Source organism: Pyramidobacter sp. YE332, from assembly GCF_033060595.1.
Lineage (GTDB): Bacteria > Synergistota > Synergistia > Synergistales > Dethiosulfovibrionaceae > Pyramidobacter.
In genome coordinates, this window is the sequence record NZ_CP133038.1 from 1,309,151 (window position 1) to 1,331,073 (window position 21,923).

Below are 21,923 nucleotides of genomic sequence, written 5' to 3' on the forward strand. Positions count from 1 at the left end.
ATGAACGCCACAGTCACGGTTTGGGGGGCTGGCACGTGGGGGACCGCGTTAGCGCAAAGCCTCGCCCGCAGCGGTCATGAAGTGTGCCTCTGGTGTTTCGTTGAAGAGCAGGCACGCGCCATCAACGCAAACGGCTACAATCCTTCTTATCTCCAGGATTTCCAGCTTTCTCCGCTGATCCATGCCGCACACGCGCTGCAGGAAGCGGCAGAGTTCTCTGATTACTGGCTTTTCGTCACCCCCACGCAGTTCCTGCGCGCGACGCTGGAAAAGATCGTTCCTTTTTATACGCCGAAAGTCGAAATCGCCAACGCGGCCAAAGGCGTTGAGATACGTTCGTTAAAGCTTATAAGCCAGCTGCTGGAAGAATTTTTCCCGGGAGCGGCCTACACGGCCCTTTCGGGACCAAGCCACGCGGAAGAAGTGATCCGCAACTTGCCGATGGCGCTCGTTTCCGCTTCGCTGAATCGGGAATCGGCGAGGCTCTGGCAAAAACTCCTCAACAGAGAGACGTTCCGCGTTTATACGAACCCGGACGTGACCGGCGTGGAAGTCGGCGGCGCCGTTAAAAACGTCGTCGCCATCGCCTCGGGGCTCCTTCACAGCTTGGAGATGGGCGACAACGCCACGGCGGCGATGGTCACGCGCGGCCTTTCGGAGATTACCCGTTTGGGAGTCGCGCTGGGCGGCCGTCCCCAGACTTTTTCCGGCCTCGCCGGCATAGGCGATTTGATGGTCACGGCTTACAGCCGTCATTCGCGCAACTTCCGTCTGGGCGAGATGATCGGCCGCGGAATGACGCTGAACGAGGCCGCGGCCGCGCTTGGACAGGTGGCCGAAGGCGCTTATACCGTGAAGGCCGTCAAGGAACTCGCGGAAAAGTTCTCCGTCGAAATGCCGATCTCTTCCGCAGTCCATGAAGTACTTTACGGGCACCTCGATCTTGAAGACGCCTTGCGGAATTTGCTGACTCGCGATCCCAAACCGGAATAGCCCATTTTTTTAGCTTTACTCCATTTGACACAAAAGCTAACTCTTGCGCATATCAAAGACTTATTGTAAACTTTGGTCAATGACAAAAAAGCGAAGGAGGTGCAACAGAATGGCTGCGAAGGTTAATGTCGACGTCTGCGTCGGCTGCGGCGCGTGCGAAGGCGCTTGCCCCGTTGAGGCAATCACTCTTGAGGACGGCAAGTCTAAAGTCGATGAAGGCAAGTGCGTTGAGTGCGGTTCCTGCGTCAGCGCTTGCCCCGTTGAAGCAATCTCCCTGTAAGAAATATCGGGCCGTTCCCCAGCGGACGGCCTTATTTTTTTGCAAAAGAAGACCACCGGCATCGCCGGTGGTCTTCTTTTGCAATCAGAGGAGCCTCTCTCCCCTTTCGCTCCTGCAGGGTGGAAGGAGAGGCTCCGCAGAGACCATCTATTTTTTACCCTTCCGTCTGGCAAAAAGGGAGAGCGGCTTCTTCAAGAAAGCCAACTTTAAGGATCCCGTCGCGATATCTTCGGCAGGCAGGATCAGCGCGGAACTTTCCTCCGTTTCAAGGGACGCATTACCGTTTTCCGCCCCCGCAGGCACAAAAAGGTTCAGATTGACGTTGAATTTCCTTCCCAAGTCCCCCGCCAGCAAAAACAGCAGCCACGTTCCCGCGTAAAGAAGGACCAGCGAGGAATCCACGAGGATCGCCATGAGGCAGAGAATGCCCAGCAGCACACGCAGCGCCAGAGGATTGACCTTTTTCCCCCTCAATTTCGCCAGGCCCAGCACCGCCAGGATTCCCAGCGCCAGACACTCGAACAAGCGTTTGATCATCGATCTCACCTCATTAAAATTTTTCTCAACCGGCACGTGAAAACGCCTTTGTTCCGACCGTAAAAATTATACCAGCATTCAACCCCAAAGGACAACTTTCCCGCACGAGCATCTCCAGACCACAGGCCGGCCCTCGCAAAATTTTGCGAGGGCCGGCCTGCCCTTTGCGTCAGCGCCGCAAAGCGTCGACGCGATCAAGTTTCTCCCAGCAGGGAAGAGGCTCGAGGTCGATACGCCCCATGTGCCCGTAGGCGGCCAGACGGCGATATTGCGGCGTGCGCAGCTCCAGATCGCGGATGATCGCCGCGGGACGGAAATCGAAGTTGGCGCGCACCAGCTCGGTCAGCTGTTCCTCGTTGAGTTTAGAAGTCCCGAAAGTCTCCACGTGCACCGAAACGGGACGAGCCACGCCGATGGCGTAAGCCACCTGGATCTGACAACGCCTGGCCAGGCCGGCCGCGACGACGTTCTTGGCGGCGTAGCGGGCCATATACGCGCCCGAACGGTCCACTTTCGTCGGGTCCTTGCCGGAGAAAGCGCCGCCGCCGTGAGGCACCATGCCGCCGTACGTATCAACGATGATCTTGCGTCCCGTCAGCCCCGTGTCGGCCATCGGCCCCCCGAGGACGAAACGCCCCGTGGGATTGACGAGGACGCGAGGATTCTTCATCAATTCTTTGGGCATAACCGGTTCGATGACGTCCCGGGTGATCAAGTCGCGCAGCTCTTCCAGCGAAACCATGGGACTGTGCTGCGACGACACCACAATCGTGTCAGCCGCGACGGCAACGCCGTCGCGGTATTCCAGCGTGACCTGGGTCTTGCCGTCGGGACGCAGGCAATTCAGCGTACCGTCCTTGCGCACGGCCGTGAGACGGCGGGCCAGGCGCTGGGCCAGCGCAAACGGCATGGGGAGGAATTCGGGCGTCTCGTCGGTCGCGTAACCGATCATCATGCCCTGGTCGCCGGCGCCGATACGATCGATCTGGTCGTCGTCCATCTCCGACTCGCGGATTTCCATGGCTCTGTCAACGCCCATGGCGATGTCGCCGGACTGCTCGTCGATCTGCGTGAACACGGCGCAGGTCTCGCCGTCAAAACCGAATTTGGCACGGTTATAGCCTACGTCGAGCACCGCTTTGCGGGCGATGCCGGGAATGTCTACGTAGGCCTTCGTGGTGATCTCGCCGGCGACGATGATCGCCCCTGTGGCAACCAGCGTTTCGCAGGCCACACGGCTCATCGGGTCCTGCGCGAGGATTGCGTCGAGCACGCCGTCGGAAATCTGATCGGCCAGCTTGTCAGGATGCCCTTCGGTGACCGATTCCGAAGAGATAAGGATTTTTTCCGCCATTGCAGTACCTCCATAAAGTGAAATCGCCGTTCTCACGGGAGATAAAAAAGAGCCTCTCCGCGAGGAGAGACTCAAAAACAGCCGAGTGTGCTCCTCTCATCATCCGACCCGCAGCATTCTCGCTCCGGTCTCTGGTTTTGGCACCACACTCCCCGTACGGGCAGGTTGCCGGGCATCGTCGGGCCAGTCCCTCAGCCGCTCTTGATAAGAGTTTTACCGGTTCATTATACACAGCTCCATAAAGTTGTCAACCGAATAAAAGCGTACAAAAAGGGAGCCCGCGCCTCCTCGCAAGCTCCCTCACCTTGTTCCCGACGACGTAGGGCAGTACGCCCCCGGGGACGTCAAAAATTATTTGCAGACCATCTGCACAGCGCCGCGAAGAATCTCGATGCGGCTGCCGCCCGTTTCAATGACCAAAGTTTCCTCATCGGCCTCGAGCACCGTTCCCTTGACGCCGCCGATGGTCACGACGCGGTCGCCGGCCTTCACGCCCCGCTGCATCTCATCGTGCGCGCGCTTCCGTTTCTTTCCCGGGATCAGAATGAAGGCGTAATAGAAAAGGATCAGAACGCCGACATAGAGCAGCGTGTAGTACAGGCCCTTGCTTTCCATCGCGGGGCGGCCGTTTTATCTGCCGAGATAATCTTCGACGATGGAGACGAAGACCGCCGAACCTTTCCAGAACACGTCTTCGTCGACGTCGAAGTGGGGGTTGTGGTGCGGGCCGTCGGTGTGCTTTTCGTGGTTCGACGAGGACAGGAACATAAAAGCGCCGGGACGTTCCCTAAGGTAGAAGGCAAAATCCTCGCCGCCCATGTTCGGCGCTGGAATGGAAGTGACCACGCCGTCTCCGCCCAGCACCTTGACCGCCGCGCCAGCCGCCAACTTGGCCATTTCGTCGTCGTTCACCACCGGGGCCGCGCCCCAGATCATCTCGTACTTGCACTCGGCGCGGTACGACGTGGCGATGCCTGCGGCGATCTCGCCGATACGTTTGCCAAGATACTGACGCACCTCTTCTTCGAGCGCGCGCGTCGTCCCCTCGATCTCCACCTCGCCGGGAATGGCGTTGTAGGCGATGCCTCCATGGATCCGGCCGATGGTGACGACCGCCGCCTTGGTGGAAGGCACCTCGCGGGCGATGATCTCCTCCAGAGCCAGCACGATGTTGGACGCGACGACGATCGGATCGACGCCTTTCTCGGGCGTCGATCCGTGACAGCCCTTGCCCGTCACGTGCAGTATGAAATGGTCGTACGACGCCATGCAGCAACCGGGCGTCACGATCACCGTCCCCGCGGGGATATTCGGGTCGATGATGGTGCCGATATGCATGCCGAACACGGCGTCGACGTGGGGATTTTCCATCACGCCTTCCTTGAGCATGATCTGAGAGCCGGTGCAGGTCTCTTCGCCGGTCTGGAAGATCAGCTTGACCGTTCCCTTCAGGTCGGCTTTGTGCTCGTTCAGAACTTTGGCGGCGCCGAGAAGCATCGTGATGTGCGTGTCGTGGCCGCAGGCATGCATCCGTCCCTCGTGCCTGGAAGCGAAGGGCAGCCCCGTCGCCTCCGCGATAGGCAGACCGTCCATATCGGCGCGCAGGGCCACGACCTTGCCGGGCTTGCCGCCTTCGATCAGGGCGACGACGCCGGAATCGAGCGCGTTCTTCTTGTAAGGGATCCCCATCGCGTCGAGTTCCGCGCACAGCAGCGCCTGAGTTTCGGGAAGATCCTCGCCCAGCTCAGGGATCTGATGGAACCGGCGTCTCAGCGCCACAAGATCGTTTTGAAGCGATTGGCATTTCTCCCACATATTCAAGAGCTCCTTTCAGTCCATGACATCCATGTGATAAAAGAGAGGGCGAAAGACGGCATCGTCCCCGCCCTGACTCGATACAGAGGTTCGAATCTCACCTTTTTTGGATAGCTTCGATGAATCAGGCTTTCTTCTCCATCACGTAGAACGCGCGGGCGATGGCGATGCAGCCGAAGACCGCCGCGGGGATCGTAATGTAGGCCGGAGTTTTGACGAAGTAGATCAGCGCCAGAGGGATAGCGAGGCCGAAAACGGCGATCTTGGGATATTTGATCGCGAAGTTGCCGAAGGTACCGCCGAAGATCGCGCCGGCCGCGTACTTGACGAAAGCGTCGGAAACGACCTTGGGCAGCGCGGCGACGACGGACGCGCCGATGAACGCGGCCAGGAGGACGGCGATCAGATTGGTGACGATGGAGCCGCAGATGCCCAGCGTCGAGACCACTTCGGCCTGGAGCGTGCCGGGCTCGGTGTGCGTGGCGTCGAGCGCCTGAGCGGCGCAGGGCACGCGCATGTTGCCGATGTTGCCGGAAAGGAACACGAGATAAGACCCGGAAAGGCCGATCACGGAATAATAGGAAATCGGTTCGACGAAATAGAACGCGCCAAAGGATGCGGCCACAAGCCCCCAGGCCTTCAGCACCACGTCGAGGCTGGGCCAGCAGTTATAAGCGCTGCACAGCCACAAAACGGGCAAAAAACTCATGGCGGCGGCGAGAAGATTCGTCGGCGTACCGATACGGATACAACCTTTTTTCCACTGAGCGTTCAGATCCATAGAAAAAACCTCCTTCATCCATCCTGATTACATCATGACGACGTCGTGGATCACGGCGCACGCCATGCCGAAGAGCATGGCGATGCCGAGCGCGTATTCGGTGAGCTTGGGATGCTTCGGCACGACGCACTTCACCAGGAAGACCATCGCCACGGCTCCGGTCAGCGCGGCGAGCATGTTGCCCGTGCCGCGGCGGATCTCGTTGCTGCACAGATAGCCGAAGACGCCCAGAGAGGCCGCGCCGCCGATCGCGGCCAGCCATTTCGTGTCGCCGCCGCCCATTTTTTCGCGGAGTTTTTCCAGATAAGGAGCGAAGAGCCCGCTGACGAGGAGCCAACCGCAGCCGTTCAGGGCCATCGCGAACCAGGTCACGGCCATGACCTGCAGCGTGAAATTCTCCTTGCCCAGCCCGCTGCCGGCCGCCTCGGCCGCCAGAGTAGCCGCCGTCAGCTCGGTCGGAGCCGCGCCGATGATGGACAGACGCAGCCAGGCCATAGGCGAACCGATCGTCGCCATCAGACCGACCATGACGATGAAGACGCCGATGGCGGGACCGATGGCCGAGATCAGTCCGACGCGGAACGCCGTCTTGGTGATTTCCGGACTGATCTGCGCCTCGCGGGCCGTCCGCTTGGCCAGACGGGTGAACAGCAGCGACTGAACCAGCGACACCACGACGGTGACGGCGCAGAGGGCCCAGACCATGGGCTGGTTGCCAATTCTCATAACTTCCTGCAAAGACTCCATGAAAACCGTACCTCCTCGAAAATGATCGCCATAAGATGGACCAGAACAACGTTCCGGCCTTTTCGATAAAGCCCCGCGTCAGCTCTTCTCCTTCAGCGCTCACCGCCGACGTTGTTTTCATCATAAATATTTCTTTCACAAACATCAATGTTCTTAAAAGACAAAAAACAAGGATATTTTTTCATAGCGTCGATCTGAGTTCTTTTTTTATATCAGTTTTTCAAATTACAACAAATTAATACCGATAAAAATAGCCACAGGAGACTATTTTCATGCTCCTGTGGCTTATTTTGTATTCAAGAGACAAGATCGCACCGACATTTTACCATCATGCGGCCATGAGGATCGGCCGTTTCCGTTACGCCTTTTTGTGCATGCGGTACAGCTTCAAAGCTATCATCACGTTGAGTCGATCGCCGCTTTTGGACGGATCGATGCCGAGGAGATCGCAGATCTTCCGCCAACGGTACTTGAGCGTGTTATAGTGAACGTCCATCGCCATGGCCGCGTCTTTCAAGTTCCAATTGCAGCTCACCGTCGTCTGAAGCGTATCCAGCAGCGTGGCGCCGGCAGGCCGTTCATCGCTCAGGAGCGGCCCCAGATAACGCTCCATGAAGCTGCAGCCCTCGGAAGTACCGGCTACGCCATACAGCAGTTTATAGACCCCCATTTCCGACCACGATGCGATGACGTTGCCGCCCGTGCTGCGACGCAGAAGTTCAAGTCCCTGCTGGGCCTGGCGGTAACTTTCGGGACAGTCGAAGACGTTGTTGCACGGATCGCCCACGCCGACTGTCACCGTAAAACCGGTTTCGGTCTGGATCACCTTCATCATATCGACCAGCGTGCGCCGCAGCAGGTCGTTAAAGAATCCTCCCCCGTTTTCGTCGCCCGAAGGAAAGATAAAGACGATCGAGTCGCTCATCTCCGCATAGGGATATTTTCCGCCGTTAAGACGCGCCAGGAACGACCGGGCGATCGCATAGATACGCGACTTGCTGTTTTCGATGGCGTTCACGCCCTGGCCGCCGGAAATGGCGCGGGTCAGGCAGCTCTTGTAGTTGTCGATATCGACGATGACCACGCGCTGAGGACCTTCAAGGTTCCAGTTGAAACTCTTGGCTCGATTCCAAGCCTCCTGCTCCATGCGGATGTTACGGGTGATCAGGTCCTGCACGAATTCGTTGCGATAACGCGATTCCACCTGATGCCGAACCTCGCGGCGCTGAAAGTACAGGAGCAGCGCGCCCTTGGCCTGATTGATCGGGATCTCCGACCAGCGGTCTTTGAGCTTTTCGGCGTCGGCGTCGAAAATGAGGTGTCCCAAAAGCCGGCCGTTGAGCATCACGTCCTCGTGGGGATAAAGATTCAGCACGTCCTTGAGCGGAAGCGTATCCAACGCCGCCGGCAGTTGCGGCGAATCGGAGAAAATGTACTTTCTGTCCGTCGCGAGATCCACGAAGGCCAGATCCACGTGCGTGAATTCGCAGAGCACCTGCATGATTTCCTCGATCTCCGCCGCCCGCACGCTGAGGCCGAAAAAGGTGTGGCGAACTTTTTCGGAGTATTTGAGCAGGCGCGCCTGGTCGTGAATGATCAGCGACTGCACCGGGTGAATGATGGCGGCAAAGGGGACGGAAATGGGAATGTCGATGATGGGGAATTTATGCTGGTCGGCCAGGTCGAGCACCGACTGGGGAACCTGTTTGATGTAGCGTTCGGTCTTGATGCCGATGCAGGTGGCCTGACGTTCGATCAGTTCGCGGACGAGCGCGAGCAGCTGTTCTTCCGTCTGAAAAGCGTAAGCCAGCGTGAGCACGCACTCGCCGCCGCGGATCCATTTCCACGAGTCGGGGGCTTCGATAAAGGTCGTGGTGGAAATTTCCCGGTCGAGCCCGCCAAATCCCGCCAGCACATGAAACCCTTGAAAGACTCCAGGGCCAACGTTTCCCGCACAGTTGTCGTCATCGCTCAAGATCTCCTTATGCATTTCGAACTTGCGAACTTCATGCAAAGTATAGTACTATTATAGAGTTGAATTTTAAAGGTATCGTTTTCGCTCGTCATAAAGGGACGTCTGTTTTTGTTTTGCCGCCTTTGCGGCGGAAAAGCAGCGCGTCCTCTGCCGATAAGGACGAGTGTTTCAATTCTACATGAAAATTCTCTGAAGGCAAATTTGAGGAGGCTTCCCAGAAATTATGACTCTGCTCAAAAGTAAAATCCCGGCGTTTTTCGCGTTCGCCGCCGTTTGCCTTTGTCCCCCAGCGTGGGCGCTTTCGCAGAAGGAGTTCATGGATCTTTGTCTGAACGGCGACGCGCTGCAGGTCGCATCGGCCCTGAAAGACGAAGGGATCTCCGTCGGCAAAGCCGACGCCAAAGGCAACACGCCGCTGATGATGGCCGCCCAGGCCAAAGGCAAGGCCGCCGATCCCGACAAAATCAGGCTGCTCGTCAACGCCGGAAGCAACGTCAACGCCGCCAACAAAGAGAGGATGCGCGCGCTGGCCGCCGCCGCCCAGGACAGCGACAATCCCGAGATTATCGTCGCCCTGGCCGCGGCCGGAGCCGAGCTGGAAGAACGCGGCTCCCGCGGCTGGACGCCGCTCGGTCTCGCGGCGATGCGCAATCCCAATCCCGAGATCGCCGCGGCGCTGATCGACCTCGGCGCCGATCTCGCCGCCGCGGATAACTCCGGCGCCACCCCGTTCATGCTGGCCGCGCGGGCCGGCAACGCCTACGAAGTTCTGATCACGCTGCTTGACGAAGGCGCCGATCCCACCGTGACCGGCGCCAACAAAAGACGGCCTGGAGTTACATAGAAAGCGGCAAAAAATACACTCCCGAACAATTGGCCACGCTCAAAGAGCGCACGCAGCAAAAGAATGCTCCCGCCCCCATGACGCCGGAACGCTTCGCCAAACTCTGCCGCCGCGGTCTGGCACGACGCGTCGGTCTTTACCTCGAGGCCCGCACCGACCCGAACGCTCCCGTCGATGGCCTGACGCCGCTGATGTGGGCCGCGCAGTACAACGCGCACCCCGACGTCGTCGGTGTTCTCATGAAGTGGGGGGCCCGCGAGAACGCCCGCGACGACCGCGGGCGCACCGCGCTGATCCTGGCCGCCTCGACGAACGGCAATCCGAAAGTCCTTTCCGAGCTTCTCGTTCACGGAGCCCGCGTCGATTACCGCGACGTCGACGGCAAGACCGCCTTCGATTACGCCCAGGCCAATCCGGCGTTCGCCGCCGAGGATCTGCTGCTCCTTTCCTCCATCGCCGCAAGCGTAAACGAAGCGGAAGAGCGCGGCATCCAGATCGGTGCCGAGCGTCAGAAAAGCGTCGGCGGCCCCGCGGACAATCCGCGGATCGTGCCGCTCTATAAAAAATAGCCGACGAGCAGAACGAGATCCTTCGCCTCACGACAGCCGCCGTCGAGTTGCGGAAAAAAGCCGACCTCGCCGCCCAGACGGCCGAAAACGCCCAAAAACGGCTCCAGACCGGCCGCGAACTGTCGGAGCAGCAGAAAAGCCTGATCCAGCAGCTCACCGACAACATCGCGGAACTCAAGGCCAGCCAGCGGCAAGAGCTGGAACTGAGCCGCGGGGACATCGACACGCTGACGGCGTTGTGGCAGAGCGAAATGCAGAAGAACCTCAAACTGATCGAAGAAAACAGGCTGGACTTCCAAAAGCGGAAAGGCGAAATCGACGCGCTCGCCGCTCGCCTGCAGGCCGCCGAAGCGCGATCGAACCGGTTGGCCGAAGAGAAAGCGGCCGCCGAAGCTGATTTCGGCAAAGAACGCGCCGAGACGGAGAACAATTTGGCGGCGGTCAAGTCCCATCTCGAAGAAGCATACAGAAACGAAGTGGAGCGACTGAACGCCCAAATCCGCGTCGGCGAGGAAAAAAGCCACCAGGCCGTTCAATATCAAAGCGTGGCCCTGTCCCAGCACCGACAGGAAGTTATCGACCTGAAATCTCGCCAGGCTCGCCTGCTTGAAGAAAACGCCCTGAAATACGAACAGCAACTGGCCGAGCTTAAAAATCGGCACGCCAAAGAACTGCAAGAAGTTACGCTGCAAAACGAACAGAAGCTTGACGCGAAAATCCGGGAAACCGTCGCCACCATGGAAGAACGACAACGGAACGCGCTCCTCCAGGAACAGAGCCGTCACGCCGTGGCGCTGGGCGAGCAGCAAAAGCGCCTTGAAGAAGCCCACGAGGCTCAAATCTCGGCGTTGAGCCGCCAGAAAGACGAAGAACTCCACGAGAAAATGGAAGCTGCCCTGCAGGAGAACTCCGCCTTGAAAAAGCAGTTCGACGAGACGCTGGTCGTGCTGAACGCCAGCCTGCGGAAGGAACGCGAGATCTCCGCCGCTCTGGAAGCCGAGCTGAACTCGCAGAAAGACAAAGCCGCCCAAGATCTGGCCGAAGTTCAGGCCCGTCTGGACAGCCGTGAGAAACAGTTGCACGCCGAACTGAACGAAAAGCTGACAGCGCAGGACACTCAGCTCAAAGCCGCGTTCGAGATCGAAAAAGCCCGTCTGGAGACCGCTCATCGTCAGGAAATGTTCGATGCCGTTTCCAAGTTGGAAGCCCAGTATAACGATGAGCTGAACCGTCTTAGAAAGAGCCGCGGCGACGAATTGAACGAAAAAGTCTCCGCCCTGCAGCGCGCTTTCGACGTCGCGCAGGCCCAAAGCCGCGAGCTGTTGGACGCAACTCTGGCCGCCGCCGAGACTCAAAAGCGCGCGGAAGCGGAAAAAGAAGCCGCGGCGACCAAAGCCGGCATCGAACAGGGTCGGCAGGAAGCCAGCCGCCTTCTCGAGACGGCCTACGCCCAGTCGCTGCGTCAGGCGGAACTCCGGTACGACAAAATGCTCAAGGAACAGCAAACGCAGCAGCAGATCGAGTTCGCCACCTCCAGTGACGCCCTCAACGCCAAACACCGCCAAGAAATGGAACAGGCCGCCGCCCGGGCCGAGCGTGACGTAAAGAGCGTCCTGGCCCGCGCGGAACAGCAAAAGATGCAAGACGTGGCCGCGCTGCGCGCCGACTTTGCGCGGCGGCTGGCGGAGCGCGAGCGTGAGCTGGCGGCGCAGCGCGCTGCGGAGATCGAACAGGCACGGAACGCCGCCGCACGCGACAGCGAAAAACTGATCGCCGCGCTCAAGCAGGAATACGAAAAGCGCCTCGCGACCCTGCTGGCTCAGAAAGACGCCTTTCACGCCGCCGAGCTGAAAAAATTGGAAGCGATCCAGAAAGGCGCGCTCAGGGCCGCGGCAGAATCTCACCGCGAGCCCGAGCAGTCCGTGCTGGCCCAATCTGACCAGCCGCCGACCAAGACGAATTAGATTTCTCAAGCGCGGCGACAAAAGCCCCTGAAATCCGGCGCAGGCCGTTTCAGGGGCTTTTTCTCAAGGGACCGGCAGAGCGTTACTCTTTGAACCACTTGTCGCGCAGAGCCGCCAGCTCCCCGCTTTTGTCCATTTCCTCGATGATGCCGTTGACCGCGGCGCTCAGCGCCTCGTCCTGCTTGGGCATGGCGATGGCCTTGTCAGCGCCGGTGATCTGTTTGTTGAAAGCGACCGTGACTTTGCCGGCGAAATCCTTGGCCTGCATGTACTGCTTCGCCACGGGAATGTCCATCAGCGTCGCGGCGGCGCGCCCGAGCACAACCTCGCGCACGCAGTCGTCGAACTTCTGGAACGTCTTCACTTCCACGTTGCCGAGACTGCGCGCGAAATTCTCCTGCACCGTGCCGATCTGCACCGCCACGATCTTGCCGGCCAGTGCGTCGGTGTCTTGGGGCGGGTTTTCGACTCCAGTGACGAAAGCGCTGAAGGAGATCTCGTACGGAGCCGAGAAGTTGACGCGCTTGGCGCGCTCCGGCGTGGCCGACATGCCGGCGGCGACCAGATCGACCTTGCCCGACATCAGCGCCGGGATCAGCGAATCGAAAGGCATGTCGAGCCATTCGACCTTTTTGCCCAGTTTTTTGGCGACCGTCTCGGTCAGCTCGATGTCGAAGCCAACCAGCTCGCCTTTTTCGTTGCGCGATTCGTAAGGCGGATACGTGCTCTCGGTCGCGGCGACCAGCGTGTCCTTGTCCAGAGCCGAAGCCGCGAAAGCGGCGCTTGCGGCCAGCGTCAGCAGAGCGGAAAGTGCAGCGATGCGTTTAAACATTTTAAAAACAACCTCCTGAGTGACGACAGATTTTTGTCGGACTTTTTTCGTCCTTGCAACGTATATTATTACTATTCAGTTCATCTGTCAAGCGCTCATTAAAAAATAGTTTATTGATCTCGGCAATTCGATTTCTCCGTAGAAACGAGGTGGCTGTGCATGAACGAAAACGAGTTCGCCGCGCGCGTCGCCGCGCTCGGCGGCCAGCTTTACGTCGTCGGCGGCTGGGTACGCGACCGCCTGATCGGACGCCCCGCCGAGGACAAGGACTACGTCGTCTGCGGCCTCGACGCGCAAACGCTCGAGCGCGAATTCCAGGTCCGCTCCGTGGGGCGGCAGTTTCCCGTTTATCTGCTGGAAGTCAGCGGCCGCCTCAGCGAAGTGGCGCTGGCGCGCACCGAGCGCAAGACCGGGACGGGCTATCGCGGTTTTGAAGCGCGCTTCAGCCCCGAGACGACCATCGAAGAAGACCTGTACCGCCGCGACACGCGCATGAACAGCATGGCCGTCCGCCTGCCCGGCGGCGAGCTGATCGACCCGTTCGGCGGGCGCGGCGACATCAAGAACAAAATCATCCGCGCCACGTCGGAACATTTCCGCGACGATCCGGTCCGCGCGCTGCGCGCCGCCCGCCAATCCGCCCAGCTGGGATTTTCCATCGATCCCGGCACGGTCGAACTGATGTCCGCCTGCCGCGGCGAACTGGCGCGGGAACCGGCCGAGCGCGTTTTCGCCGAGATGCGCAGGGCGCTCGCTTCCCCGCGGCCGGAATTTTTTTTCACCGCGCTGCGCGACGCCGGGATCCTCGACGCCGTTTTCCCCGAGCTGGCGGCGCTGATCGGCGTGGAACAGCCGGCGCTCTACCACCGCGGCCTCGACGCCTTCGAGCACAGTATGGAAGTTCTGCGCCGCGCCGCCGCGCTGACGCCACGCGCGGCGACGCGCTTCGCCGCCCTCGTCCACGACCTCGGCAAGGAGCTGACGCCGCGGCAGGAATGGCCGCGTCACATCGGGCACGAAGAACGCGGGCTGGCCGCGCTGGAGCGGCTCGACCGCCGCATGACGCTGCCGCGGCCGTGGTATCATTTCGCCCGCTTTATGATCGCCAATCACATGCGGCTCCCCCGCCTGCGCCGCCCCGGCGCTATCGTGGCGGTCATCGGGGAGATGCGGCGCGGCGGTTTCGACGCGGCGGAAGTTTCCGCCGTGATCCGCGCCGATCACGGCGCGCTGCCCGACTTTCTGCAGCGCTACGGTCGGTACGCCGCCGTTCTCGACGAAGAACGCGCCCGTCTGGCGTTCCCCGCCGATCTGCCGCCGCAGGCGCGCGGCCGGTGGCTGCGCATGCGTCTGGCCGAAGCTCTCGCCCGCCGCCTGCCGCCCGAAGGATAATACGGCGGCGCTCCGCCGCTCCGTTCAAGAGACGTTCCGCACGGAACGTCTGACAGTCTTCGCCGCCGTATCCCAAAGACGGGCGACTCCGACCGCGCAGCGCGGCCGCCCCCTATGGATGAAGCAGCTTCTTCAGGTACGTCTCATTCAATAAATGAGCCGTTTCGAAAACGCCGTTGTAAAAAACCGCATAGTTGTTGAAAACACATGGGACGTTTTTGGCTTTTTCCAAGGTGTCGACTGCGACCAGATTCAGAGGGATGTCGTTTTTATCGCAATACCTTCGCACTTGCTCGACGCAGTCCGGAATATACGGACATTGCGCCCCGTAGTAGATCGTCAGCGATTTATCGTCGATCCTCATCGCTTTTGCGTTTTCGGAAAAACGGGGTTTCCGTCCGTCAAAAGACAAAGCCAACAGCTCGTAATCATCTCCGGCGGTATCTGCCACCTCGAAACCATACTTGAGCAGGAATTTTTTTTCGGACAAATAGGGCTTTTTCTTTTTTGAACTCAGCGCGCACACGCCGGATTTCCCTTTTTCCTTTGCGTCAGCGATGCAATACTCGATGAGATCCCGCGCGTGTCCTTTGCCTTTGAACGAGCCGGCCACCCACAGGCAATAGACGTACATATAATTTTCTCCGCGCACGGGGACCCACGACGATTCCAGAGGCGCGTACTCGATGAACACCTTTCCTCGTTCATTGAGTTTACGAAAGACATGCCCTTCCTGGATACGCTCCTTGAGCCATTGTTTTTTGACCGACACGCCGTCCTGATGTTTTTTATCTGCGATTGCGCAGCACACATGCTCCGAGTCGAGGTTGCCGATCGTCAGATTCACATAGTTCCTGCCCATTTCCTTTTCTCCTTATGGCATCGCCCTCTTGACCGCCAAGGCCGCCGCACAACCATGACAACAACGGCGCTATAAGTCCATTGAATATTTGGATTTCTTAATGACAACCGACATAAAAGCGGCGAGAGAGCTGATCAAACCCGGCTGATCAGCCTTCGCCGCTTTTTCGGCACTTTCTTCGACGCGGGCTCAGCTTTTACGCCAGTATTTTTCCTCGCTGAGCGGGAACAGTTCGTCCGCCGTGCGGCGGATGTCGCCGACCGCTTCGAAAAGTTCCCGCGCCGCCAGCAGCGCGTCGCGGAAATCGAGCAGCGCCTCCACGCGTTCGACACGCCGTTCGCCCGCCAGGGTGGCGGGCAGCTCCGACAGCGACAATTCCAGATCCTCTTCTTCGGCGCCTCGGTGCTGGGAGCCGAGCAGCTGTCGCCGGTGAGACCAGTCGATCCGGTCGGCCACGCAGCGGCACAGCGAGCCGAGAAAGGCGCGGCTTTCGTTCAGGCCGGTCAGCGGCGCCGCGCCGGCCGTGCAGAGTTTTTTCAGCGCCGCCGCGCAGCGCCGCGTCAGAGAGACCATCTCCAGCGTTTCCCTGACGGAACGGGAGCCGCGCGCTTCGCAGCGGTCGAGGCAGTCCAGCGCCAGTTCGTCGAGCACTTCGGCCTGATGGGCCGTCTGCAGCGAATTGGAAGGCTGATTCTCCTCGAAGGAACCGGCCGCGCTTTCCACCATGAAAAGGAACGCCTTGAGAAATTCAAGGAAGCTGCGCTGCAGCGGCGTGAGGTCGCGCCGCTCGAAAAAATCGGGACGAATCACTTTTTTCACCGCCCTTTCGGGTATAATGATGGGCGAACACGCCTCCTTTTCGCGGAGTTCAACGGTACTTCAACGATTATAATCGAATCCGCGCGAAAAAAAGACTTGAGCCGTTTTTCGGCAGTCTTGTCTGCCGCGCGTTTTTCTAACGAACAATTTTTGCGGAGGTTGAATCATGAGAGTCGCTACCTTTAACGTGAATTCGCTGCGCACCCGCCTGCCGATCCTCGAGCGCTGGCTGCCCGGCGCGGATGTGGACGTGCTGGCCCTGCAGGAGACAAAAGTGCAGGACGGCGAATTTCCCCTTGCCGAGGTGGAAAAGCTCGGCTACCGCGCCGCCTTCCGCGGCGAAAAATCCTACAACGGCGTCGCCATCCTCTCGAAGCAAGAGCCCGACGAGGTGGTCCACGGCTTCGCCGACGGCGCGTCGCCGCTCTGGGACACGCGCCTGATCGCCGCGCGCTTCGGGGACACGTGGATCCTCGATACCTACGTGCCGCAGGGCAAGGAGATCACCCACCCCGACTACGAAGCCAAAAAGGAATTTCTGCGCCGCACCGCCGCGCTGATCGCCGCGCACAAGGACGAAAAGCTGCTCTGGACCGGCGACCTCAACGTGGCCCCGACCGAGCTGGACGTGACCAATCCCGCCAACAAGAAGGATCACGTCTGTTTCGTCAAGGAGCTGCGCGACCTTTTCGCGCAGCTCTGCGCGCCGCTGGTCATCGACCTGCTGCGCGTCCACCACCCCGGCGAGGAGCTGTACTCGTTCTTCGATTACCGCGTCAAAAACGCGCTGGAACGCAACATCGGCTGGCGCATCGACCACATGCTCGCCACGCCGTCTCTGGCGAAACAAAGCCGGGCCTGCTGGATCGACGCGGAACCGCGCGGCTGGGAAAAGCCTTCGGACCACACGCCCATGCTGGCCGATTTCGCCGACTGACGACAGGGGAAACGCCATGAAATGGATGAGCGAACTGCTGATGCCCGTTTCGCGCGGGCGTTCCTCGAAACTGCACGACCTCGGCTTGGCCAAAATCGCGCAGGGCGGCTACGGCCTGTGGAACCCCAACGACGAAACGCTGATCCTGCTGCCGGAGGGGAAAGTCCTCTTCCAGCGCACCGAGGACTTTCTGCTTCGCAGCCTCGAAGCCTTCCGCCCGCAACGTCTCGACTGCGGGACCTCCGCTCGCGGCGCCCTCGACGCCGCCGTGCGTCTGATCAAACGCGCCGCCGACCTGCCGGTTCTCCTCGCCGAGCGCCGTGGGGACGAGCTCCGACTGCTGGGACTTCACGGCGACTTCGAAGCCTCGCTCGAAATGGCCAACGACGCGCTGCGCGCTGTCGGCGGCGCCGTCTGCACGCTGGGCCTGCGCCTGCGCCGCGTCGACCGTCTGACGCCCGAAGGGCACCGCGTCGATTTGCTCTGCCGCTCCGAGGCGCCGCTTCGCGGCGAAGAAGGACTGATCTGTCCCGACTGCGGCTGGATGGCCGCCTTCGACAGCCCCTGCCGCTTCGGCGGAGAGACGTCGGATGCCGCGCCGGAAGAGCTGCGCGAAGTGGCCACGCCGGGCTGCTCCACCGTCGAAAAATTGTGCGAATATCTCAAGATCGCGCCGTCGCGGATCGTCAAGTGCATGTTCTACGCCGTCGAGGGGCGCGGCCTGGCCGCCGTGATCCTGCGCGCCGACCGCCAGGTCTGTCTGGAAAAAGTCCGCGCCGCGTTCCAGGGCGCGTCCGTCCGCCCCGCCGAGCCGGACGAACTGGCCGCCGTCATGGGCGATTCGGCCGGCTATATGGGCCCGGTAGGGCTGCCCGCCTCGGTGGCACTGCTCGCCGACTTCAGCGCCGTCGGCGTCAAAAACGCCGTCGTCGGCGCCAACAAGCCCGGCTTTCATAAAACGGGCGCCTGCTGGGGCCGCGATTTCAAGACCGACTTCGTCGCCGACGTGACGCTGCTTCAGAAAGGCGATCACTGCCCCCACTGCGGTACGGCGCTGGAAAAGAGCGAACTGCGCCGCATCGCCGCCTTCCGCCCCGTCGATCCCGCCGGGTTCGCCGAACCGTCGCTGACCTTTTTCAACGGTTCCGCCAAAGCCCACGTCCCCGCCTGGAGCGCCGAGATCGACCTGACGGCGCTGCTCTCGGCCGCAAGCGAAAACTCCGAACGCTGGCCCGGCGAGATCGCCCCGTTCGACGTCTACGTTTACTGGGAGGGCGACGAAGCGCCGGACGCGCTCGCGCCGCTGATCGGCGCGCTCGAAGGCGCCGGGCTCCGCATCGTCGGCGACGACCGCGGCGGCACGTTCGAAAATCGCCGGGCCGAAGCCGCGGCGATCCGCGCGCCGCAGACCGTCTGCCTCAAAAAGGGCGGCGACGGCTGGCTGCTCGACGTGACACGGAACGGCCGCACCGAAACGTTCTCGCCCGCACAGTTTGCCGCGCAGCAGGAAACTTTTTCGGCCGCGGAGCGCCGTCCGTTCCGGACGTGATACAATGGGAACGACATAAAAAGGAGCGTGCTGAACATGAAACTCGATCTCAGAAAAAAGCGATTCCTCATTTCGATAGTCCTGCTGCTCTGCGGCGTGTTCGCCCTCTCTCCCTATCTCGTCTCCAATCCCGGCCGCGACCTGCTCAAGAGCGTCTCGCGGCTGGACAAACCGTTGGCCGCTTCGGTGATGAGATCCGTCTCCCTCGGCCAGGCGCTCGTTGAAAAGGGACGCGAGCAGGCCGCCGCCAGCGGCCATGAGCAGGCCGTTGCCGTCCTGACGGAAAAAATCGGCGCCAACGTCGAGAACCTGAAAAAAGAGCTGCTCGCCATGCCGCCGCATTCCACGCAGCTGTCCCCGGGCGCCCGTACCGCTTACGAGACGCTGGAAGCGCAGCTGACGGACTTCATCGTCTCCCTGGCGGAAAGCGGGAAGTAGCCGTGCCCTTCGCGTTGACAAAAGAAAACGCCGCCCTCTTCGGACAGCGGGTAAACGCTGTGGTGCGCGGCTACATCGAGGCGCAGAACAGCATCTTCAAGTTCTCGTTTCTGAAAGCGCTGGGGTTGAAGCGCGTCGATCCCGCCATGGCGGCGGCGAAAGCCGGCGCGCTGAGGACCGAGGCGCAGTCCATGCTTGACGAAGTGCGCGAGCTCAAACTCGAGGCCGGAGATCCGCTGCACGAGTTCTTCATGACCATGCGCCCCTACCTGCGCAGTTTGCAGACCGCCATGACCTTCTTCATCGACCTCTGCGGTTCCATGAACGCCGCCCAAGCGGACAAACGTTCCCGTTATTGGAAAGAGCGCTACAAAAAGGACCTCGAAGAGCTTCAGCAGAAAGAGACCGATTATCTCGCGATCGGCAACGAGCTGAACCAGCGTTGGAAAAAGATCGCCGAAAAACAATGACCGCGCAGAAAACGGGGCCGGCTTCCCATCAGGGGAGTCCGGTCCCGTTTTCTCTGCGAAGCTATTTTTGCTGCAGGCGGCGCGTGATCTCGTCGAACTCGCGGCGCACGCCCGAACTGTCGAAAGCTTGGATCTCCGGCAGCTGCATCGCCGCCAGCATGTCGAACAGCTGCATGCCCGACTGGATCACCGCGTTCATGTCGCTGATGTGCTGCACCGTCGCGTAGGTGTTGGCCGCCACTTCGCGGTCGCGTTTGATGCTGCGGATGCAGTTCTGCACGCTTGTCTTCTGGTTGTCCAGCAGTTTCAAATATTGTTCGGCCGCTTTCACCGTCATCTCGTTGGAGGCGGCGTTGCTGCGGAAGATCGCCTTCTGATCCGCCGAGAAATCGTTGCGGTCCAGCGCCGCACGGGCTTCCTTCAGGCTGGCGGCGGCGCCTTCGGAAATCTTCTTCACCTGCGGCCGCCATTCGCCGTCGATCTTGTTCACGAACCCGTACTGCGTGTCCAGCAGCACGTCGATCAGCGTCACGTACATGCCATAATATTTGCGGGCGATGGACGTGTCGTCCTTGTTCTGCGCCATAAGCTGCGTCAGCTGCGCCGTGACGCCCTTGACGTTCTCGAAGATCACGGCGTTGCGCAGCAGGCTGTCGCCGACTACCGACGAGAACAGCACGTCGGCCTGCGCGTCGGTCAGCTTCAGTCCCCAGCCGCGCAGCTCCGCCGCGATTGCGTCGCGGATCTGCGCCAGCTCGTCGCGCAGACGTTTGACGTCCTTCTCGGCCTCGGCGATCGTTTCATCGCAGTCCTTCACCGTCTTCACAAACGGATTGTAGGACTTCTGCGGCGCCCCGATACGCTTGTTCTTGTATTCCTCGATCCTCCGATACAGCCGGGGCAGACGCTCTTTGATCTCCTCGGAACGGTCCACCAACTTGAGCGTCTCCGAGGACAGCAGAATCCCCTGAGCCCGGCGCAGCAGCTTGGCAATCTTGGCGCCCGTCTTCTGCTGGTCGGCGCCCAGCCAGGAACTTTCCGGCAAACGTTTTTGCTTCTCGCGCAGGGTCGTAGCCTCGTCAAGAGTCCCCGTCAGATTTTCCCATTCCGACATCACCGCCTCCGGCAGCGCGGCGCAAATCCGCTCCGCCATGACCGCGCCGGCCATCCACAGCAGCACGGTCATCCACAGCGCGCCCTTGAAAGCTTTCATCCCTTCCGTACCCTCCTTGGATTCCCACGGGTGATCTTGTGTATCGCGCCCTTTTCATACAGGAAATCTGCGCTGATGTCAATGACGATTTGCACAATATCCTAAAGTCCACCGAAAAAAACGAGACGGGCCGACGCCAAAGTTCCCTTTGCTCCGCACCGAGCGAGGGGACGCGCTTTTCAGGCACGCTGGAGCCGCCCGTCGATCTGCCGCAACCGGCGGTACGAGAGGGCGCTGAGCACGAAGAAAATCAGCAGCCAGCCGGCCGCCGTGGCATGGGCAATGGCCGAGATACCCAGCGACGGCACCAGCCAGAACGAGAGAATCACGCGTACGACGATCTGCAGCAGCGAGACGATCATCACGATGCGAAATTCGCCCAGCCCGCGAAAGAAACTCTGCATCACCACGTCGACGGCGCTGAGGGCGAGGTAAACCGCCTGAGGCCTCAGATAAAGGCTGCCTGCCTGGACAATCACCGGGTTGGAGCCGCCGGGCACGAAAATCCCCATGATCGCCGCGGCGTTCAGAAACAGGAGCGTACAGGCCACGGTCACGTACGCCAGATTCATCGCAAGCCCCGCTCGGAATCCGGCCCGCACGCGTTCCGCGTGCCCCGCCCCCACGTTCTGAGCGATGAACGTCGACTCGGCCGTGGAAATGCCCTCGTAGGGCATGACCACGATCGCCTCGATGCGCGTCGCCGCGTTGTAGCCAGCCACCACGTCGGCTCCCATCGGATTGACGCAGCCCTGCGTGAGGAAACGCCCCACGTAGACGATAATGGACTGCAGCGCCGCCGCCCAGCTGTAGCTGATCGTCTGCCCCAACGCCGCGCGGTCAACGGCACAGTCGCCGCGACGAAGCGCCAGCAACGGTTCGTAACGATAAACATAATAAATGCAGGCGGCCGAGGAAAACATCTGCGACAGCACGGTGGCCAGCGCCGAACCGCGCACGCCCAGCCCCAGCGCGCCGACGAAGAGCAGATTCATGGCGATGTGCAGCGCCGACGCCGCCGCCTGAAAGACGAACGGGATCTTCGAGTTGCCGATGCCGCGCAGCACCGAGGCGTAGTAATTGTACAAAAACGAGAAGATCAGCCCGGCGAAGACGATGTTCAGATAGGCCATCGTCTCGTCGTGCAGTTCCGCCGGCGCTTTCGTCCACATCAGAACGCCGCGCGCGCCGTACAGACACAGCGCCGTCAGCCCGAGCGTGAACAGCGCGCCGAAGATCAGCGCCGTGGACATGGCTCTTTTGAGTTTTTCCGTATCGCCGGAGCCGTAAATCTGAGCGATCAGCACGGAAACGCCGGTGCACCCGCCGGCCAGGAAGAACACGACGATAAACAGAATCGGCGTGGCCACGCTGACCGCCGCCAGCGAATGGCCGCCGAGAAAACGGCCGACGATGACCGCGTCGACCGTGATGTACAACTGGAGAAAAAAATTCCCCACCATGATGGGCAGCGCAAAGAGAAAAACAGGCCGGAAAACGCCGCCCGAGAGCATCCGATTCTTTGGCTCCGCGCCTTCCATCCGGCCGCCCC

The 21,923-nt window shown here is 60.6% G+C and carries 23 protein-coding genes and 1 riboswitch; of the genes, 10 read left to right on the forward strand and 13 right to left on the reverse strand.

Going from position 1 to position 21,923, the window contains the following annotated elements; genetic code table 11:
- Nucleotides 1-993: an NAD(P)H-dependent glycerol-3-phosphate dehydrogenase gene (locus RAH42_RS06120; protein ID WP_317540188.1), complete on the forward strand. Its 993-nt coding sequence runs from the start codon at nucleotides 1-3 to the stop codon at nucleotides 991-993.
- A 109-nt stretch (nucleotides 994-1,102) separates the two neighbouring features.
- On the forward strand, nucleotides 1,103-1,273 hold the full coding sequence (locus RAH42_RS06125) for a 4Fe-4S binding protein (protein ID WP_078016125.1): 171 nt from the start codon (nucleotides 1,103-1,105) through the stop codon (nucleotides 1,271-1,273).
- Between the two features lie 147 nt (nucleotides 1,274-1,420).
- Here RAH42_RS06125 and RAH42_RS06130 read toward each other — a convergent pair whose 3' ends face one another.
- The 7 genes from RAH42_RS06130 to RAH42_RS06160 form a co-directional block, all read right to left on the reverse strand.
- Entirely contained in the window at nucleotides 1,421-1,810 is a 390-nt protein-coding gene (locus tag RAH42_RS06130; RefSeq protein ID WP_317540189.1) for a hypothetical protein, read from the reverse strand.
- A 169-nt stretch (nucleotides 1,811-1,979) separates the two neighbouring features.
- Nucleotides 1,980-3,164 (reverse strand): methionine adenosyltransferase, encoded by a 1,185-nt coding sequence (gene metK, locus RAH42_RS06135; RefSeq protein WP_078016123.1) that lies wholly within the window; start codon nucleotides 3,162-3,164, stop codon nucleotides 1,980-1,982.
- A 93-nt stretch (nucleotides 3,165-3,257) separates the two neighbouring features.
- Nucleotides 3,258-3,375: riboswitch (SAM riboswitch) on the reverse strand.
- A 140-nt stretch (nucleotides 3,376-3,515) separates the two neighbouring features.
- Nucleotides 3,516-3,779, reverse strand: a complete 264-nt coding sequence (yajC, locus tag RAH42_RS06140; protein WP_078016122.1) for a preprotein translocase subunit YajC — start codon at nucleotides 3,777-3,779, stop codon at nucleotides 3,516-3,518.
- A gap of 15 nt (nucleotides 3,780-3,794) precedes the next feature.
- A complete protein-coding gene (locus RAH42_RS06145; RefSeq protein WP_120371897.1) occupies nucleotides 3,795-4,979 on the reverse strand; it encodes a M20 family metallopeptidase in 1,185 nt (394 codons plus the stop codon).
- Nucleotides 4,980-5,103: 124 nt separating this feature from the next.
- Nucleotides 5,104-5,760: a hypothetical protein gene (locus RAH42_RS06150; RefSeq protein WP_078016120.1), complete on the reverse strand. Its 657-nt coding sequence runs from the start codon at nucleotides 5,758-5,760 to the stop codon at nucleotides 5,104-5,106.
- Between the two features lie 27 nt (nucleotides 5,761-5,787).
- Complete coding sequence (locus RAH42_RS06155) at nucleotides 5,788-6,507, reverse strand: DUF5058 family protein (protein ID WP_120371895.1); 720 nt, start codon at nucleotides 6,505-6,507, stop codon at nucleotides 5,788-5,790.
- A 358-nt stretch (nucleotides 6,508-6,865) separates the two neighbouring features.
- Nucleotides 6,866-8,497, reverse strand: coding sequence for a PucR family transcriptional regulator ligand-binding domain-containing protein (locus RAH42_RS06160; RefSeq protein ID WP_317540190.1), 1,632 nt, complete (start codon nucleotides 8,495-8,497; stop codon nucleotides 6,866-6,868).
- 301 nt (nucleotides 8,498-8,798) lie between these two features.
- On the opposite strand from RAH42_RS06160, the gene RAH42_RS06165 reads away from it, so the two are divergent.
- The gene (locus RAH42_RS06165) at nucleotides 8,799-9,326 is read left to right on the forward strand and encodes an ankyrin repeat domain-containing protein (protein WP_317540191.1); all 528 of its coding nucleotides are present in this window, start codon (nucleotides 8,799-8,801) and stop codon (nucleotides 9,324-9,326) included.
- 29 nt (nucleotides 9,327-9,355) lie between these two features.
- Entirely contained in the window at nucleotides 9,356-9,895 is a 540-nt protein-coding gene (locus RAH42_RS06170) for an ankyrin repeat domain-containing protein (RefSeq protein ID WP_317540192.1), read from the forward strand.
- On the opposite strand, the gene RAH42_RS06175 is transcribed toward RAH42_RS06170, so the two are convergent.
- Nucleotides 9,883-10,773: a hypothetical protein gene (locus RAH42_RS06175; RefSeq protein ID WP_317540193.1), complete on the reverse strand. Its 891-nt coding sequence runs from the start codon at nucleotides 10,771-10,773 to the stop codon at nucleotides 9,883-9,885. The two genes, RAH42_RS06170 and RAH42_RS06175, sit on opposite strands and share 13 nt — an antisense overlap.
- A 6-nt stretch (nucleotides 10,774-10,779) precedes the next feature.
- On the opposite strand from RAH42_RS06175, the gene RAH42_RS06180 reads away from it, so the two are divergent.
- Nucleotides 10,780-11,859: a hypothetical protein gene (locus tag RAH42_RS06180; protein ID WP_317540194.1), complete on the forward strand. Its 1,080-nt coding sequence runs from the start codon at nucleotides 10,780-10,782 to the stop codon at nucleotides 11,857-11,859.
- Between the two features lie 82 nt (nucleotides 11,860-11,941).
- On the opposite strand, the gene RAH42_RS06185 is transcribed toward RAH42_RS06180, so the two are convergent.
- The gene (locus tag RAH42_RS06185; protein WP_078016115.1) at nucleotides 11,942-12,691 is read right to left on the reverse strand and encodes a transporter substrate-binding domain-containing protein; all 750 of its coding nucleotides are present in this window, start codon (nucleotides 12,689-12,691) and stop codon (nucleotides 11,942-11,944) included.
- Between the two features lie 159 nt (nucleotides 12,692-12,850).
- Here RAH42_RS06185 and RAH42_RS06190 point away from each other — a divergent pair, with 159 nt between their 5' ends.
- A complete protein-coding gene (locus tag RAH42_RS06190) occupies nucleotides 12,851-14,083 on the forward strand; it encodes an HD domain-containing protein (protein ID WP_317540195.1) in 1,233 nt (410 codons plus the stop codon).
- A 112-nt stretch (nucleotides 14,084-14,195) separates the two neighbouring features.
- On the opposite strand, the gene RAH42_RS06195 is transcribed toward RAH42_RS06190, so the two are convergent.
- Nucleotides 14,196-14,945, reverse strand: coding sequence for an N-acetyltransferase (locus RAH42_RS06195; RefSeq protein ID WP_120371890.1), 750 nt, complete (start codon nucleotides 14,943-14,945; stop codon nucleotides 14,196-14,198).
- 189 nt (nucleotides 14,946-15,134) lie between these two features.
- Entirely contained in the window at nucleotides 15,135-15,755 is a 621-nt protein-coding gene (locus RAH42_RS06200; protein WP_317540196.1) for a hypothetical protein, read from the reverse strand.
- 175 nt (nucleotides 15,756-15,930) lie between these two features.
- Between RAH42_RS06200 and xth the strand changes: the two genes are divergently transcribed.
- The 4 genes from xth to RAH42_RS06220 are packed head-to-tail and all read left to right on the forward strand — an operon-like array spanning nucleotide 15,931 to nucleotide 19,158.
- Entirely contained in the window at nucleotides 15,931-16,701 is a 771-nt protein-coding gene (gene xth / locus RAH42_RS06205) for an exodeoxyribonuclease III (protein WP_078016111.1), read from the forward strand.
- Nucleotides 16,702-16,717: 16 nt separating this feature from the next.
- Nucleotides 16,718-18,250: a YbaK/EbsC family protein gene (locus tag RAH42_RS06210; RefSeq protein WP_317540197.1), complete on the forward strand. Its 1,533-nt coding sequence runs from the start codon at nucleotides 16,718-16,720 to the stop codon at nucleotides 18,248-18,250.
- Between the two features lie 36 nt (nucleotides 18,251-18,286).
- Nucleotides 18,287-18,688 carry a hypothetical protein gene (locus RAH42_RS06215; RefSeq protein ID WP_317540198.1) on the forward strand — a complete coding sequence of 134 codons (402 nt, stop codon included), beginning with the start codon at nucleotides 18,287-18,289 and terminating at the stop codon, nucleotides 18,686-18,688.
- Between the two features lie 2 nt (nucleotides 18,689-18,690).
- A complete protein-coding gene (locus tag RAH42_RS06220; RefSeq protein ID WP_078016108.1) occupies nucleotides 18,691-19,158 on the forward strand; it encodes a hypothetical protein in 468 nt (155 codons plus the stop codon).
- Nucleotides 19,159-19,219: 61 nt separating this feature from the next.
- On the opposite strand, the gene RAH42_RS06225 is transcribed toward RAH42_RS06220, so the two are convergent.
- Both RAH42_RS06225 and RAH42_RS06230 read right to left on the reverse strand, forming a co-directional pair.
- Nucleotides 19,220-20,371, reverse strand: coding sequence for a hypothetical protein (locus tag RAH42_RS06225; protein ID WP_317540199.1), 1,152 nt, complete (start codon nucleotides 20,369-20,371; stop codon nucleotides 19,220-19,222).
- A 179-nt stretch (nucleotides 20,372-20,550) separates the two neighbouring features.
- Nucleotides 20,551-21,912 carry an MATE family efflux transporter gene (locus RAH42_RS06230; RefSeq protein ID WP_317540200.1) on the reverse strand — a complete coding sequence of 454 codons (1,362 nt, stop codon included), beginning with the start codon at nucleotides 21,910-21,912 and terminating at the stop codon, nucleotides 20,551-20,553.
- Nucleotides 21,913-21,923: the final 11 nt, after the last annotated feature.

What these genes read in the sequence shown, in the direction of transcription:
- RAH42_RS06160 (WP_317540190.1), bottom strand. Translation starts at nt 8,497, where the DNA reads ATGCATAAGGAGATCTTGAGCGATGACGACAACTGTGCGGGAAACGTT.
- RAH42_RS06230 (WP_317540200.1), bottom strand. Translation starts at nt 21,912, where the DNA reads ATGGAAGGCGCGGAGCCAAAGAATCGGATGCTCTCGGGCGGCGTTTTC.
- metK (WP_078016123.1), bottom strand. Translation starts at nt 3,164, where the DNA reads ATGGCGGAAAAAATCCTTATCTCTTCGGAATCGGTCACCGAAGGGCAT.
- RAH42_RS06150 (WP_078016120.1), bottom strand. Translation starts at nt 5,760, where the DNA reads ATGGATCTGAACGCTCAGTGGAAAAAAGGTTGTATCCGTATCGGTACG.
- RAH42_RS06165 (WP_317540191.1), top strand. Translation starts at nt 8,799, where the DNA reads ATGGATCTTTGTCTGAACGGCGACGCGCTGCAGGTCGCATCGGCCCTG.
- RAH42_RS06185 (WP_078016115.1), bottom strand. Translation starts at nt 12,691, where the DNA reads ATGTTTAAACGCATCGCTGCACTTTCCGCTCTGCTGACGCTGGCCGCA.
- RAH42_RS06130 (WP_317540189.1), bottom strand. Translation starts at nt 1,810, where the DNA reads ATGATCAAACGCTTGTTCGAGTGTCTGGCGCTGGGAATCCTGGCGGTG.
- RAH42_RS06120 (WP_317540188.1), top strand. Translation starts at nt 1, where the DNA reads ATGAACGCCACAGTCACGGTTTGGGGGGCTGGCACGTGGGGGACCGCG.
- RAH42_RS06195 (WP_120371890.1), bottom strand. Translation starts at nt 14,945, where the DNA reads ATGGGCAGGAACTATGTGAATCTGACGATCGGCAACCTCGACTCGGAG.
- RAH42_RS06190 (WP_317540195.1), top strand. Translation starts at nt 12,851, where the DNA reads ATGAACGAAAACGAGTTCGCCGCGCGCGTCGCCGCGCTCGGCGGCCAG.
- xth (WP_078016111.1), top strand. Translation starts at nt 15,931, where the DNA reads ATGAGAGTCGCTACCTTTAACGTGAATTCGCTGCGCACCCGCCTGCCG.
- RAH42_RS06125 (WP_078016125.1), top strand. Translation starts at nt 1,103, where the DNA reads ATGGCTGCGAAGGTTAATGTCGACGTCTGCGTCGGCTGCGGCGCGTGC.
- RAH42_RS06215 (WP_317540198.1), top strand. Translation starts at nt 18,287, where the DNA reads ATGAAACTCGATCTCAGAAAAAAGCGATTCCTCATTTCGATAGTCCTG.
- RAH42_RS06225 (WP_317540199.1), bottom strand. Translation starts at nt 20,371, where the DNA reads ATGAAAGCTTTCAAGGGCGCGCTGTGGATGACCGTGCTGCTGTGGATG.
- RAH42_RS06145 (WP_120371897.1), bottom strand. Translation starts at nt 4,979, where the DNA reads ATGTGGGAGAAATGCCAATCGCTTCAAAACGATCTTGTGGCGCTGAGA.
- RAH42_RS06210 (WP_317540197.1), top strand. Translation starts at nt 16,718, where the DNA reads ATGAAATGGATGAGCGAACTGCTGATGCCCGTTTCGCGCGGGCGTTCC.
- RAH42_RS06180 (WP_317540194.1), top strand. Translation starts at nt 10,780, where the DNA reads ATGGAAGCTGCCCTGCAGGAGAACTCCGCCTTGAAAAAGCAGTTCGAC.
- yajC (WP_078016122.1), bottom strand. Translation starts at nt 3,779, where the DNA reads ATGGAAAGCAAGGGCCTGTACTACACGCTGCTCTATGTCGGCGTTCTG.
- RAH42_RS06155 (WP_120371895.1), bottom strand. Translation starts at nt 6,507, where the DNA reads ATGGAGTCTTTGCAGGAAGTTATGAGAATTGGCAACCAGCCCATGGTC.